This is a genomic window from Treponema bryantii (assembly GCF_900113965.1).
In the GTDB taxonomy this organism is placed as follows: Bacteria; Spirochaetota; Spirochaetia; order Treponematales; family Treponemataceae; genus Treponema_D; species Treponema_D bryantii_A.
On the sequence record NZ_FORI01000001.1, the window covers coordinates 450,847 to 464,688 of the forward strand.

Here is a 13,842-nt window from a genome sequence, read left to right on the forward strand (position 1 = left end):
CGGGGGTAGAACCCCCGTTAGAAGGGGTAGCGGAAAAGGTGGTGGTTGAGCTTGTCGAAACTACCACCTTTGGAGCGAGGGGAAGTCCTTCCCCTCCTTCAAATTAATTATCACTGAACAGAGGTGTAGAAAGATAGCGGTCGCCTGAATCTGGGAGAAGAACTACGATTGTCTTTCCTTTGTTTTCCGGGCGCTGTGCAAGAATGTTTGCTGCCTTGAGAGCGGCACCACTTGAGATTCCTACGAGGATACCTTCGCTCTGAGCAAAAGCACGTCCTTCTGCAAAAGCATCTTCATTTTCGATTGTGATGATTTCGTCGTAAATCTTTGTGTTCAAAACATCTGGAACAAAGCCGGCACCGATTCCCTGAATCTTATGAGGACCAGCTTCACCCTTTGAAAGAACTGGGCTTGTTGCTGGCTCAACGGCTACAACTTTAACATTAGGATTCTGTTCTTTAAGATATTCACCAACACCAGTTACTGTTCCACCTGTACCAACTCCGGCTACAAAGATATCTACCTTTCCGTCTGTCTGCTGCCAGATTTCAGGTCCTGTTGTTTTTTTATGGATTGCCGGGTTTGCTGGGTTGATAAACTGTCCTGCAATGATGCTTCCCGGTGTTGCCTTCTGGAGCTCTTCTGCCTTAGCAATTGCTCCCTTCATTCCTTTTGCACCTTCGGTAAGTACAATTTCTGCACCGTAGGCTTTAAGAAGATTACGGCGTTCAACGCTCATTGTGTCTGGCAATGTAAGAATTGCGTGGTAACCTTTTGCTGCGGCTACAGCTGCAAGTCCAATACCTGTATTTCCAGATGTTGGTTCGATGATTGTGGCACCTGGCTTCAAAATGCCTTTTGCTTCTGCATCTTCAATCATTGCAAGAGCAACGCGGTCTTTTACACTTCCTGCCGGATTAAGATATTCAAGCTTTGCTAAAATAGTTGCTCCGGAAATACCTGCTTTTTTTGAATAGCCGTTAAGCTGTAAAAGTGGTGTTTTTCCGATCAATTCCAGTGAACTCTGTTTGATGTCTGCCATAGTTTTTCTCCTTATATTACGCCTATACGGCATGTGTGATTTTTTTGTAAACCTACTGATATGATAGGTTTTGCTTTACAAGGAGAATATAAATCCTATTACCTATTATGTCAATAGGTAATAGACGGTTTTATGCAAATTTGTGATTAAACTTGGGCTGTTTCTTTAAGAAAGGCTTCGGCTTCGTTGTCACCGCCGGTTGTGGAGTAGAAATAAGGGGTTTCTGCGTCGAATTCGCCGGCACAGGTATCGACCATTTTGAAACTGCGTGGCGGGTAGAGTAAGGCGGGGGAAGTCTCCCCCTCGCTCGCACTGCGTTGCTCGCTACCCCCTCTAACGGGGGTTTCCCCCGTAACGCCCCCATTTTCCATCTTTGCAATCTTTTCAAGCTTCCACAAGAACCATTCGTCTACCTTTGTGATGTCGTGAATCTGTTCAACAGTAAGGAGCTTGCGTTTGAGTGCCTGATAAATTGCGAAAATGCGCTGGTCGGTGCACTGTGCTACGCGCTCGCGGATTTTCTCGTCGCCTTCTTTTACAAAGGCCGGGAGGTTCAAATCTTTTACGCCAACTTCAAGGCCGCGGCAGGCTTTTAGAATTGCCTCTTCAAAATTCTGGCCGATTGCCATAACTTCTCCGGTTGCCTTCATCTGAGTTCCAAGCTTGCGGGCTGCGTATACAAATTTGTCAAAGGGAAATTTCGGCATTTTTACAACTACGTAGTCGAGAACCGGTTCGAAGCAAGCCTTGGTTTTCTTTGTTACGAAGTTCGGGATTTCGTCGAGGGTAAAACCTACTGCAATGAGGGCTGCAACTTTTGCGATTGGGTAGCCTGTTGCTTTTGAGGCGAGGGCCGAAGAACGGCTTACACGAGGGTTTACTTCGATTACTGCATATTCAAAACTGTCCGGGTTGAGCGCGAACTGACAGTTACAGCCTCCTTCAATTTCAAGGGCGCTTATGATGTTCAGGGCTGCGCTTCGGAGCATCTGATATTCTTTATCTGCAAGAGTTACCGTCGGTGCAATAACGATTGAGTCTCCGGTGTGAACTCCAACCGGGTCAAAGTTTTCCATTGAACAGACTGTAATTACATTTGCCTTTGAATCTCGGATAACTTCAAACTCAACTTCCTTCCAGCCGGAAATACATTTTTCTACAAGAATCTGATGGATAGGGGAACGGTGAAGTCCGTTGTGGGCAATTTCATCAAGCTCGCGGTCGTTGTTTACGATTCCACCGCCGGTACCACCAAGGGTAAAGGCCGGGCGGATAATTGCAGGAAAGCCTATTTCGTTATGAACAAAATCTGCTGCATCCTCGTATGTAGTTACAACTTTTGAAGGAATACACGGCTCACCGATTGCTTCCATTGTGTCTTTGAACATCTGTCGGTCTTCTGCCTTGTCGATTGTTTCCGGGCGGGCACCGAGCAGCTGAACATTATGCGATTTTAAAAAACCGGATTTCGCGAGCTCCATACTCAGGGTAAGACCAGTTTGTCCACCAAGGGTTGAAAGCAGGGAATCCGGTTTTTCTTTTTCAATGATTCTCTGAAGGGTTGTAAGCGTAAGCGGCTCAAGATAAATCTCGTCTGCCATTGAATGATCCGTCATAAGCGTTGCCGGATTTGAATTCACAAGACAAACTTCAAGCCCCAGCTGTTTAAGTGCTTTACATGCCTGGTTTCCGGCATAGTCAAATTCGGCGGCCTGTCCAATTACGATAGGACCCGAACCGATAATCATTACTTTGTGAATGTTTTTATTCAAAGGCATCTTTGCGCTCCAAAAAAAAACGACACCACCCCTCGGGATAGTGTCGCCATTGACTTAAAACAATATATCGTAAATGAAACTTTATGTGAAGTGGGCTCTGGGTTTCAAAAACTTTATCAAAGAAGTAAAAGCCTATACAACCGACGTGTAAAAACGTAAAAAATTTAAAAAAATATCCAAAAAATGACCAGAATTTTCACATTGATGGAACCTTTTTATCTATTACATATATATAAAATTTTTTGGAGGATTTTATGAGAAGAGCTAGTGGATTAAGATCATTAAGAAATCGTCAGAAAACAAAAAACTTGAGAAATGCATCCATAGAGGAATGCAGAATTTATGCTTATTATCTTTACGAAATCTGCAGTTATAAACTGGACAATTATCCTGATGAAGAAGATGGGGATGATTACCTTTATGCACTGTTCGACTTTTTTGAAAGTCTTGCCAATAAAATGGGTAAGGAAAAAGAGATTTTAAATTATCTTACAAAAATAATTAATCAATATAAAAACAATAAGATTCTCAAAGAAATTCCTGTAAATGAAAATACAAATAGTGATTTGCTTTATTTTACGAACAGCGGAACACCATATTCTTTTGAAGAAGATAAAACAATTGACCGTATGCGTACCTGTACTCATGAAAAACTGTCATTCATTGAAATTAATTTACGCCGAATTCAGTATGTTTCTGATTCAGTCGAATTTTTGCTGAGCCTTATTGCAAACTTCCTCATCAATAAAACTCCTGCAGAGGAAGCTTGCCTGCTGGAAAAAATCCCTCCTCAGCTCAAAAGGAGTCTTAATTCAATTGGAAAATTTGAGTTCGTAAAAAAAGAAGTTGGACTTACGGACGAAGAAATCAGCATGCTTCAGTGCTGCTACAGATTTTCTACAAATAAAACTCTTAGCTTTCTGATGGACAATTTTTCAGAAAACTGCCAGATGGAAATAAAGGCAAGAATACTCGGTTTTTCTGAAAGACAGTTTTCGGCACTTATGCGCAATGACTCTAAGCTTCGTCTTTACGGTTTTATTACCGAAGAGGGCAGAATCGACGATGATTTTTTTGAATGTATAGAAGCTGGTTCAATGCATCCTTTCTTTTACGATCTTCTTAAAAAGCTAGACTGCGATTCGTGCTACAATCTTGAAAGCTTTAATGTTCCAGATAACACAAAAAAACTGATGAGTCGTATGCTTAAAAGCAACGAAAGCCTGTCTTTCCTTTTATATGGAAAACCTGGCAGCGGAAAAACAGAGTTTGCAAAAGCACTTGCAAAACAGAGCGGTCTTAAAACCTATATTTTTAAGAATATACGTGAGGTTTCCAGAGAACGCGAGATTACAGCAAATATCTTCTCGCGTCTTAATTGCCTTCTTTCTATGAGCTCCAGCGACTCTATTTATATTATTGATGAGGCAGATACTGTTTTAAATACCTGCGATTCCTCGTTTTTCGGAACAAAGGTTCCTTCAAAAATAAAAGGCACCGTAAATTCAATGCTCGAAGAAAGCCGTAATAAAGTCATCTGGATTGTAAATTTTACTTCTCAGATTGATGAAAGCACTCTTCGCCGTTTTACCTATTCATATAAGTTTGATTCAATGCCAAGAAGCCAGCTTAGAAGCATTACAGAAACTAAGCTTAAGCCACTTGCTTTGCCTTGCGGGCTTAATAATCAGATTCTTGATCTGATGGAGCAGTATAAGGTTACTGGTGCTTCTGTTGATAATGTAATCAAGACAATTAAAAGTCTTGGTGAAGAAAAAGCTTCTCTTGTGCAGGACATTAAATCTGTGCTCAAGGAAAATGCACTCTTAATTAACGGAAAATCACGTATGCGCGAAAGAGTTTCGGGCAATTATGATTTAAGTGTTTTGAATGCTTCTATGGAACCTTCTCAGATTGTACGCATGATTCAGAATGCAACTGATTTTGCAGAAAAGTCTGGTGGCACAGGTGATGCGCAGAACGGAATCCGCATGCTGTTTTACGGAGTAAGTGGAACCGGTAAAACAGAGTTTGCACGCTACATTGCGCAGGCGCTTGGAAAACCGATTCTTTTAAGGCGTGTCAGCGATATTTTGAGTAAATGGGTTGGTGAGAGTGAGCAGAATATCCGCGATGCTTTTGATGAGGCGGCCAGAACAAATAGTATTCTTCTTTTTGATGAAGCCGACAGTTTTTTTGCGAACCGTGAAAATGCGAGTTACAGCTGGGAGCGCACTCAGGTAAACGAGTTTCTTACTCAAATGGAAGAGTTCCCTGGTATTCTGATTTGTACCACAAACCTTAAGCAGATAATGGATCCTGCTATGAACCGCCGCTTCCATATCATTACAGAATTCAAGCCGCTTGTTGAAGAGGGTATAAGAGCTCTGCTTGGCCGTTATTTTGGCGGAATGACCTTTGAAGATTCGCAGATTCGCCGCCTTTCAGGAATGAACTCGGTGACACCTGGAGATTTCGGCGTGCTTGCCAGCCGCGTTCGTTTTATGGATTCAGATGAACGCACGCCGGACTACATCATCAGCGAGCTTTGCAAAATCCAGGATGAAAAACATAACGAGGGTTCTGGAAGACAAATTGGCTTTGGCGCGGCGTAAATATCGAGGGAAGGTTTTGATTATTAAAAAATAACAGGTCAGGAGGTTTTAAATGACAAACGAAAATGAAACTTTATTAATAGAAGATGGTGTAGTTGTAAAGTGCATCGACAGTTATGCAAGGAGCGTTGTAATACCCGATGGCGTTACAGAAATCGGCTTCTATTCTTTCACTTGCTGTGAATGCCTTTCAACAGTAGAAATTCCAAAGGGGGTTATTGAAATCAGCGCTGGGGCATTCTCTGGCTGCGAATCGCTTTCGTAGGTGGTAATTCCAGAAGGCGTTGTGTATATCGGTCTATGGGCATTTCAACACTGCGAATCACTTTCAACACTTGTACTTCCAGCGAGCATTAAGGCAATTGGTGGGGAGGCGTTCGATTGGTGCGACTCGCTTGAAAAAGTTGAGTTCGGCGGCACAATGGCTCAATGGGAAGCTGTGCAAAAGGACAGTTATTGGATCGGAGTTGTTCCTGCAAAGGTTGTGAAATGTTCTGACGGAGAGGTTGCTCTTTAGAGCAAAGAATATGCCATTCCCTAAACCTGGGAATGATACCTTACTATACTATATGTTATAAGGAGATTTTTTTATGACAAAACTTTTAGTTTGTGGTAGCCGTTCAATTACAGATGCAGCATGGGTTTCAGAACAAATTTCAGCCCTTATTGCTGAAAAAGATTTTCCGCTTTCAGACCTCACTTTAATCGAAGGTGGTGCAAAAGGCGTGGATGCTATGGGTAAAGCCTGGGCTATTGCTAATGGTGTGCCTGTTGAAACTCATAAGGCAGACTGGGCCCGCTATGGCCGTGGGGCTGGTCATCGCCGTAATGCCGATATGGTTGCGGCTGCGAATTGTGTTCTTATCCTGTGGGATGGTATTTCAACCGGTACAAAAAATGATATCGATTTATGTAAAAAAAATAATAAAAACTACAAACTTGTCAAAAATTAAAAATTTAGGATTTTCACATAGATAGGACCAACTTATTTATTATATATATACAGCTAAATCAGGAGGCGGCACTTATGTCAAATATTGTAAATGAACCAAGGGACTGGGGTGCGGGGCATCACTACACCCAGTACGATATGGACGAACTGGAAATCAGAAAGGTTCGTGCACTGGAAAGAATTGCTGATGCTTTAGACGGGCATCAGACTTCAAAATGGTCAGGCAATGTTTCAGACATGCCTGTTCAGCAAATATCTGAACCATCTCCAAAACCGGGGTCCGACTCAAAAAAATCAAACAGCCTGTTCGAATGTTTCAAGTTCTAATATAAGGGGCGTGGTATGACTGGTTTTATGAATTGGCTCGGACAGGGGCTGCAGACAGCGGGTTCGATTCCTTATGTAGGTTTTAAGCTTCTTGTAATTCTTGGAATCGTATGGATTGTATGGACAATTTGGGAACATATGTAAAAGGAGAGTCTTATGGAATCATTTCTTTTATTAACAGTACTTATAATAATTATTGGTGCATTTATCGTAAAATTTGGAGAGCTTTTTGTTGCATTGCTTGGTGTAATCAAATACTTTGCAATTCCGCTTGCCATCGCTGGGGCTATTTGGGGCTTATCAAAGCTTGGTCCATGGCTTCTGGGCGCTTAATTATCAGGAGGAATAGCTTATGAATTGTATTAATGCAAAAAAACGCTGCTTAAAAGAAATACTTGCTGCCGTAACCCCGGAAGATGAAAAAAGATTCTTCCTGGGGCTTGAGTATGTTAAAAACTACAACGGCATCGTAATTGGCCCGGTTCACAAAGACGGGTATGGAAACGAATGTGATCTCATGCCTATGATATCATTTAATGTAGATCCTGAGTGGACATGGGGGTCTTTCAAAGAAGCAAAAAAGATCCTTGAGAAAAGCCCATGGAAGGTCTTTCGCTTAAAAAAAGGCATAAAGATTGCCTTTAAACACGAAATGATGCTTCCAGACTACTATTACGACGATGACCCAAAACCCAAATGGCTCACTCTTTACGGAGAGTGGTTTAAAGACAGGTAATTAAAGCTCGATTAAAAAAAAAGGAGGAGATAATTTTGTTAATAGAAAACGGAATGTTAAAAACTAACGACGGCGACATGGAAAATGTGGTTATTTCCAAGGGCATAAACAATATTGAAGAGCTTGTCTATGAAGGTTCGGTCTGGTTGCTGGCAAGAAGAAATATTAAGGCTTTGCTTTCAATAAAAAACGCTGATGGAACTCCTGTCACCATCAAAAAAATTATATGCAACGATTGCACAATCGATTTTGAAAAAAAGCCATTTTGGGTTGAAGAATTGACTTATGCCTCTACTGGAGAAGCTCTGAATGGCTACTTCGGCGACAGTTGGATTATGGATTATGTGCGTATTATTCATTGTACTGACTGCGACGCTTATTCTGAGTAAAACAGACAATGTTTTCACAAAGTGGAGAACAACTTATCTATATTATTATGAAAGAAAGAATAAGGAGTTTGCGATGGAAAGAACTTGGAGTGAAGAACTTAAAAACACAACCCGCGAAATTGCAGGGACTGGCTGTATGCTTCAGAGCATAGACGGGAAAAGCGGTATTTATGTTTCGGCCGGAAACGGAAGCATAGAAATCCATGGAATTGAAGACTCAGGATGGATGCCTCTTCCAACAGAAGAAGTTATTGCAACCTTCAGCAACCTTGAAGCAATGATTGAAGCCGGCTGGGTTGTGGATTAGAGATTTTCTGCATGAGAACTGAAAATCTGTGATACAATATAAGAAGGAAATAAGTTTATCATAAGGAGTTTTTGTAAATGGCAAGTGAGAATAATAGTTTAACAATTAAAGATGGTGTTGTAACAAGCTGTAATAAGGACGTTGTGAATGTAGTAATCCCTGCGGGTGTTACGGAAATCCATTCGCGCGCGTTCTATGACTGCGTAACGCTGGAGTCGGTGGTAATTCCCGAGAGCATAAAGAAAATCGGTTATTTGGCATTCAAACATTGTACATCGATTGAAACAGTGGAGTTCGGTGGCACGAAGACACAATGGGAAGCTGTGGAGGGCAAAATTGATTTGCTCTACTTTATACCAGCAAAGGTTGTGAAATGTTCAGACGGAGAATGGCAGAAGCCTGTTCTCATAGTGGAAGACGGCTTTCTTGAGGTTTGCCTCGACAAAAAAGCTACCAGCGTTGTAATTCCTGAGGGCGTTACGGAAATTGGCGAGGATGCGTTCTGTAATTGCGCCTCGCTTGAGGCAGTGGTAATCCCTCCAAGTGTGACGGTAATCGGTAAGCGCGCGTTCGATAGCTGTAAATCTCTTTTATCAGTGAAGATACCTATGGGCGTGAAAACAATCGGCTATGAAGCGTTTATGGACTGCGCATTGCTTAAATCTATGGAAATACCTGAGAGTGTGGAGTTTATTGATTATGATGCCTTTAAGGGCTGCAAAGCTCTTGCGGAAGTTGTTTTTTATGGCACGATGGCGCAATGGAAAGCCATGCCAAGATTCAAATTCGAGACTTGGCGCGAAGATGTTCCCGCAAAGGTTGTGAAATGTTCAGACGGCGAGGTAGCTCTGTAGGGACTGCATAAAATAATAAGCATGTATATACAAGGAGATGTGAATGGAAGGTTTGAATTATTACGAAGGGGATAAAAAGAACGTTGTCATTCCTGAGGGAACAAGAGCTATAGTAGTACAAGGGTTTCATGATGATTGGATGAGAGATGGTATTTCTTTAGATAAAACAATATGTTTTAGAACAACAGATTTGAAAGATGTTGAAACAATAGACATGCCTGATTCTGTAGAACTCATTGGCCCGAAAGCATTTCAATGCTGCAGAAAGTTACAACAAGTGCATTTTTCTAAGAATCTTAAGAAAATTTGTATACACGCTTTTTCTGGTTCTTCCTTATTAAAAAATGTAATCTTGCCAAAATCTCTAAAAGAAATACAAACCTGGGCTTTTTATGGTTGTGGTTTAGATGACATTTTTTATGACGGTACTATTTTTGAATTTGATAAAATCAATACAAGAGGAGCATTTTTGAATATAAGAAGGCTTCATTGTTCTGATTGTACTGTTGATTTTTCAAAAAAAGGTTATTACATAGATGAATTAAAATACGAAGGTACTATTGAAAACTGGAAAAATACTATGAGCACTCATTGGCTGAACAAGCGCAGTGCAAAAATAAAATGTACTGATGGAGAAATTTTTAACCAAAAGTAAAAAAGCTTAAATAGAATTATCCTTTATCTTCAGTTTCGAATTTGACATTTTGCTTTCGAAAATTGTTAAAAACAGGCTATTTTTTCACAAAATGAGAACCAATTTGTCTACATTATTCTGAAAGAAAGAATAAGGAGTTTGCGATGGAAAGAGCTTGGAGTGAAGAACTTAAAAACACAACCCGCGAAATTGCAGGGAATGGCTGTATGCTTCAGAGCATAGACGGCTCAGGATGGATGCCTCTTCCAATAGAAGAAGTTATTGCAACCTTCAGCAACCTTGAAGCAATGATCGAAGCCGGTTGGGTTGTGGATTAAAAGTTTTTTTATAAACATAAACTTGTAATATAATAAATCAAAGGAGAAAAATAATGAAAAATCTTAAAAAATCAGAAGCAATTAATCTTTGTATAATGAACGGTATTCCTGTTAACAAAAATAACTGCACCTATGCAAGTAGAAATTCAACCCCTAAAGCTCCAGTTTATTGGGCTAATCCGGAAATTGTTTGCCTAAAACAGGATTGGTGGCTTATATTAAATGATTGGAATTTACAAGAAATAAATGTTTTTTGTATTCCAGCAAATACATTTACAGATACACAGTTGTCTACACGAAGTGATGATCCATCACGTCTTCATTTACATATATTATGTGATGATGTTAATTTTACAAATAACAGAGGTTCAAAAGAATCATTTTCGCGCTACCTGATAAAAACTTTGCCATATCCTAATACCGGCAAAAATAATAAAAAGGCTGTGAAAAAAAGCGCTTCAACTTCAAAAAATAATTTTGACCTTCTTATTGATGAGTTTGGTGTATGGCTTCTTGAAGAAAAAATTGTTGGTTCAAAAGGCTCTGCCTCAAGTTACAAGTCCTATATTAAAGCGCTTGCGCGAGAAATAAATAAAGTTTTTGGCAAAAACTGGTTCCAGAATTTCCCGTTATTTTATATCGATGATAACTTCGCAAAAGAATCAAATCTTTATAATCTAACAAGTATTTTCCTTAACGAACAGAAAAAGAAGGCAAAAGGCACAGATAAAAAAGACTGGAACAACCGACAGAGCGGTTTTAACCAGTTCATAGATTTTCTTGAATCAAAGTATGGAGAACTTGATGAAGATGAACTTATTGAAGAACAGAATCTGATTCCAGAGCCTCAATCAGAACCTTCAAAAACGATGCCAGTTGCAGTAGCAGAAATTCCAGATAGTACGGTTATTTCTGAACTTAATCATAAAGAACTGATGAGTAAATTCAAGTTCCGAATGAATACACAAAACAGATGGTATCCAAATTTTGGCGGACAAAATGGTCTTTTATATCTAACAAGACTTCCTAAAAAATTATTTTCAGCAGCTAAAGATAAACGCTGGAATTCTCTTCTGGAAGATGATTTAAACGAAATGCGTATTATTGTGGGACCAAATGAAAATGATGTACGTCTCTTTAAAGATGTTCAGAAAATGCAATATCTCAAGGATGGAACTTTTCTTGTGGTATTTAACGACGGTATTTTCCCGCTTTACACAAGAACATCAAAAAATAAAATCATTCTTGAAAAAACAAGTATTGCATGGAAAGGTATTTCAATTGACCATATGATTCCACTTGAAAATGATTTACGCGCAAAAATTAATTCGCTTCCTACGTTGATTAAAATTTCAGATTTGGTAATTAATTCTCTGGATGAACTGGGAATGGTTAATTTGCGTTCAGAAGAGAAGTGGTACAATACTGTTTATGATTATCTTTCAAACGTACTGAATCCGTTACGAGATTCTCTTTATAATGAACTTTTGAAACTGGACAGAAGATATGAATTGATGGATAGAAATGAAAATTCTCGAAGAGGCAATAGGTAAAAAACTGACAATAACATTCGATTATAATTCTCATCTTCCAAATAAGATTTTATGAATAAACGAAGGTATTCCCGTAAAATGGGAATACCTTCGTAGTATATTCTATATTATGAGGAGTTAATAATTGAAAGAATTTGGAGTGAAAAAGTTATTGTTATTTTCTATCCTGGGGAAATAAAATGAATACCAAATTATTCACAAAATCAGCTTTTAAGACAGCGATGCACTGCCCAATGCAGGCATATTACATGAGAAACAATGAGTATGAAAATCAAAGTGCAGACGATGATTTTTTGAAGTCTCTTGCGGAAGGTGGTTTTCAGGTTGGAGCAATCGCAAAAATCTATAGTGGAGTTCCCGAAGAAAACGATTTGAAAGATCTTTCCGGTTATGATGAGCCTTTGGAGCGTACAAAAGAACTGTTCAAGCAGGAAAAGGTGAACATTGCGGAGGCTGCGTTCAAATATAAAAACTGCTTTGTTCGCGCCGACATTGTGCAGAAAAACGGAAATAAAATCACACTCATTGAAGTAAAAGCAAAATCATGGGCAGAAGGAAAATCATTCTCTAAAAAAAACAGAGACGGTTTGATTACTATAGAATCATCTATCCGTGATTATGTGTACGATGTCGCCTTTCAGAAATGGGTTATCACAAATGCGCTTAAAGAGCTTTATCCAAATCAGGATTATACAGTTCATGCAGCTCTTATGCTTGCAGATAAAACAAAAGTGAACGATATTCCCCGGTTGAACAGCCTGTTCAGAATCAAGAGCGATAAAAATGGACGGTCTTACGCTGAAATTATTCCAGATGCATATGATGTTTTGGAAAGCAATCATACTCATGTCATTCATCAGTTCGATGTAGATGAAGAATGTGACCTTATTATTGCGGGAAGAACCTGCGAGCAGATGGATTTCCTGGGAAAGCCGTTTGTTGATTTTATAGAAGAGCAGGCAGAACGATATGTAAATAATGAAAAAGTCTATTGCGCGCTCAGTTCAAAATGTTTCAAATGTCCGTTTACATTGAGTGATGAAGGAAGGGCATCCGGAAAAAAGAGCGGCTATGAAGAATGCTGGCGAAAAATGGCGAATTTTACCGACGCTGATTTTGAAAAGCCTTCGATAAAAGAACTGAATGGAACGGGATTGTCTGGTAATAACACCAAAAACAAATGGATAGAAAAAGGACTTTATTTTATCAGCGACATCACCGAAAAAATATATCCTCGAGAAGAAAGTGATGGCAATGCGCTGTCTAACAAGGAACGCAAATGGCTTCAGATTGATAGCGTAAATCAAAACCGTACTGAACCGTATATTTTGAAAGACGCACTGAGAGAAGAAATGCAGTCGTGGGTTTATCCACTTCACATGATTGACTTTGAGACGACCAGTTCTGCACTTCCATATCATGCGAAAATGAGACCGTTTGAAAATGTTGCGTTTCAGTTTTCTCATCATGTCATTTATGAAGACGGACGGATTGAACATGCGGGACAGTTTTTGAACATAGAGCCGGGCGAATTCCCAAATTTTGCTTTTGTCCGAGAACTTAAAAGACAGCTTGAAAAAGACAATGGTTCCGTTTTCCGCTATGCGCAGCACGAAAATACGATTCTAAACGGCATTCATGACCAGCTGGAATATTCCAGAGAAGCGGACAAGGAAGAGTTGATGGCGTTTATCGAGACAATCACGAATTATGGAGAACGTAAAGGTGAACGCGACATGATTGACTTGTGTGCCGTTGTAAAAAAATACTACTGGCATCCAAGCATGAAAGGTTCAAATTCAATCAAGCAGGTGCTTCCGGCAGTACTCAAAAGCAGCTCGTATTTACAGCAAAAATACGGTAATCCAATCTATGGCTCGGAAATCAAAAGTTTGAACTACACGAGCGAAAACGCAATCGCTCTGCTTGTTAAAGACGAGAATGGTGATGTAAAAAATCCGTACAAAGTACTTCCACACCTGAAAGAACTTGAAGAGCCGATTATTCGTGAAATCGCAAAAGAAGGCAACCTGACTGAAGCGCAGTTACGCAAACAGCTTTCCGAAGAAGAGGACGAGGATGCAGGTTTTAATGCGAATACACAAATCAATAATGGTGGTCTTCCGCTTGTTATTTACCGCTACCTTCAGACCTTTGGGGAAAGTACTCTTTCAAGTGATGTGCACAAAAAGACCATCGAACAGGCTTTGCTCCGTTATTGCGAGCTTGATACGATGGCGATGGTCCTGGTATGGGAGTATTTCGCACAGGTGTGTGGTTTATAATTAAGTGTGCAGAACTGTATTTTTATAAAAAA

At 39.8% G+C, this 13,842-nt stretch carries 16 protein-coding genes and 1 pseudogene; 15 read left to right on the forward strand and 2 right to left on the reverse strand.

Going from position 1 to position 13,842, the window contains the following annotated elements:
* Positions 1 to 103: 103 nt before the first annotated feature.
* Both cysK and carB read right to left on the reverse strand, forming a co-directional pair.
* Complete coding sequence (gene cysK / locus BM161_RS01975; protein WP_074929975.1) at positions 104 to 1,042, reverse strand: cysteine synthase A; 939 nt, start codon at positions 1,040 to 1,042, stop codon at positions 104 to 106.
* Between the two features lie 167 nt (positions 1,043 to 1,209).
* A pseudogene (gene carB, locus BM161_RS01980) lies at positions 1,210 to 2,820 on the reverse strand (carbamoyl-phosphate synthase large subunit); the annotation flags it as partial.
* Between the two features lie 254 nt (positions 2,821 to 3,074).
* Between carB and BM161_RS01985 the strand changes: the two are divergent.
* The 15 genes from BM161_RS01985 (at position 3,075) to BM161_RS02040 (ending at position 13,810) form a co-directional block, all read left to right on the forward strand.
* A complete protein-coding gene (locus tag BM161_RS01985; protein WP_074929976.1) occupies positions 3,075 to 5,435 on the forward strand; it encodes an AAA family ATPase in 2,361 nt (786 codons plus the stop codon).
* Between the two features lie 52 nt (positions 5,436 to 5,487).
* A complete protein-coding gene (locus BM161_RS01990; RefSeq protein ID WP_074929977.1) occupies positions 5,488 to 5,700 on the forward strand; it encodes a leucine-rich repeat protein in 213 nt (70 codons plus the stop codon).
* Positions 5,701 to 5,952, forward strand: a complete 252-nt coding sequence (locus BM161_RS01995; protein WP_074929978.1) for a leucine-rich repeat protein — start codon at positions 5,701 to 5,703, stop codon at positions 5,950 to 5,952.
* A 73-nt stretch (positions 5,953 to 6,025) separates the two neighbouring features.
* Entirely contained in the window at positions 6,026 to 6,388 is a 363-nt protein-coding gene (locus BM161_RS02000) for a DUF2493 domain-containing protein (protein WP_074929979.1), read from the forward strand.
* Positions 6,389 to 6,462: 74 nt separating this feature from the next.
* Positions 6,463 to 6,714, forward strand: a complete 252-nt coding sequence (locus BM161_RS02005; RefSeq protein WP_074929980.1) for a hypothetical protein — start codon at positions 6,463 to 6,465, stop codon at positions 6,712 to 6,714.
* Positions 6,715 to 6,729: 15 nt separating this feature from the next.
* The gene (locus tag BM161_RS14505) at positions 6,730 to 6,858 is read left to right on the forward strand and encodes a hypothetical protein (protein WP_256380934.1); all 129 of its coding nucleotides are present in this window, start codon (positions 6,730 to 6,732) and stop codon (positions 6,856 to 6,858) included.
* Between the two features lie 12 nt (positions 6,859 to 6,870).
* The gene (locus tag BM161_RS14325; RefSeq protein WP_177206193.1) at positions 6,871 to 7,047 is read left to right on the forward strand and encodes a hypothetical protein; all 177 of its coding nucleotides are present in this window, start codon (positions 6,871 to 6,873) and stop codon (positions 7,045 to 7,047) included.
* A gap of 19 nt (positions 7,048 to 7,066) precedes the next feature.
* Positions 7,067 to 7,450, forward strand: coding sequence for a hypothetical protein (locus BM161_RS02010; RefSeq protein ID WP_074929981.1), 384 nt, complete (start codon positions 7,067 to 7,069; stop codon positions 7,448 to 7,450).
* Between the two features lie 35 nt (positions 7,451 to 7,485).
* Entirely contained in the window at positions 7,486 to 7,839 is a 354-nt protein-coding gene (locus BM161_RS02015) for a hypothetical protein (RefSeq protein WP_074929982.1), read from the forward strand.
* Positions 7,840 to 7,912: 73 nt separating this feature from the next.
* A complete protein-coding gene (locus tag BM161_RS02020; protein WP_074929983.1) occupies positions 7,913 to 8,146 on the forward strand; it encodes a hypothetical protein in 234 nt (77 codons plus the stop codon).
* Between the two features lie 77 nt (positions 8,147 to 8,223).
* Entirely contained in the window at positions 8,224 to 9,000 is a 777-nt protein-coding gene (locus BM161_RS02025; RefSeq protein ID WP_074929984.1) for a leucine-rich repeat domain-containing protein, read from the forward strand.
* A gap of 43 nt (positions 9,001 to 9,043) precedes the next feature.
* On the forward strand, positions 9,044 to 9,655 hold the full coding sequence (locus BM161_RS02030) for a leucine-rich repeat domain-containing protein (RefSeq protein ID WP_074929985.1): 612 nt from the start codon (positions 9,044 to 9,046) through the stop codon (positions 9,653 to 9,655).
* Between the two features lie 143 nt (positions 9,656 to 9,798).
* Entirely contained in the window at positions 9,799 to 9,972 is a 174-nt protein-coding gene (locus tag BM161_RS14330) for a hypothetical protein (protein ID WP_177206194.1), read from the forward strand.
* Between the two features lie 53 nt (positions 9,973 to 10,025).
* Positions 10,026 to 11,525: a hypothetical protein gene (locus BM161_RS02035; protein WP_074929986.1), complete on the forward strand. Its 1,500-nt coding sequence runs from the start codon at positions 10,026 to 10,028 to the stop codon at positions 11,523 to 11,525.
* A 179-nt stretch (positions 11,526 to 11,704) separates the two neighbouring features.
* Entirely contained in the window at positions 11,705 to 13,810 is a 2,106-nt protein-coding gene (locus tag BM161_RS02040; RefSeq protein WP_074929987.1) for a DUF2779 domain-containing protein, read from the forward strand.
* The last annotated feature ends 32 nt before the right edge of the window (positions 13,811 to 13,842 follow it).

Excerpts from the sequence above, each read along its gene's own strand:
- BM161_RS02010 (WP_074929981.1), top strand. The coding sequence starts at position 7,067 with ATGAATTGTATTAATGCAAAAAAACGCTGCTTAAAAGAAATACTTGCT.
- BM161_RS14505 (WP_256380934.1), top strand. The coding sequence starts at position 6,730 with ATGACTGGTTTTATGAATTGGCTCGGACAGGGGCTGCAGACAGCGGGT.
- BM161_RS01985 (WP_074929976.1), top strand. The coding sequence starts at position 3,075 with ATGAGAAGAGCTAGTGGATTAAGATCATTAAGAAATCGTCAGAAAACA.
- cysK (WP_074929975.1), bottom strand. The coding sequence starts at position 1,042 with ATGGCAGACATCAAACAGAGTTCACTGGAATTGATCGGAAAAACACCA.
- BM161_RS02040 (WP_074929987.1), top strand. The coding sequence starts at position 11,705 with ATGAATACCAAATTATTCACAAAATCAGCTTTTAAGACAGCGATGCAC.
- BM161_RS02035 (WP_074929986.1), top strand. The coding sequence starts at position 10,026 with ATGAAAAATCTTAAAAAATCAGAAGCAATTAATCTTTGTATAATGAAC.
- BM161_RS01990 (WP_074929977.1), top strand. The coding sequence starts at position 5,488 with ATGACAAACGAAAATGAAACTTTATTAATAGAAGATGGTGTAGTTGTA.
- BM161_RS02025 (WP_074929984.1), top strand. The coding sequence starts at position 8,224 with ATGGCAAGTGAGAATAATAGTTTAACAATTAAAGATGGTGTTGTAACA.
- BM161_RS14330 (WP_177206194.1), top strand. The coding sequence starts at position 9,799 with ATGGAAAGAGCTTGGAGTGAAGAACTTAAAAACACAACCCGCGAAATT.
- BM161_RS14325 (WP_177206193.1), top strand. The coding sequence starts at position 6,871 with ATGGAATCATTTCTTTTATTAACAGTACTTATAATAATTATTGGTGCA.
- BM161_RS02030 (WP_074929985.1), top strand. The coding sequence starts at position 9,044 with ATGGAAGGTTTGAATTATTACGAAGGGGATAAAAAGAACGTTGTCATT.
- BM161_RS02005 (WP_074929980.1), top strand. The coding sequence starts at position 6,463 with ATGTCAAATATTGTAAATGAACCAAGGGACTGGGGTGCGGGGCATCAC.
- BM161_RS02020 (WP_074929983.1), top strand. The coding sequence starts at position 7,913 with ATGGAAAGAACTTGGAGTGAAGAACTTAAAAACACAACCCGCGAAATT.
- BM161_RS02000 (WP_074929979.1), top strand. The coding sequence starts at position 6,026 with ATGACAAAACTTTTAGTTTGTGGTAGCCGTTCAATTACAGATGCAGCA.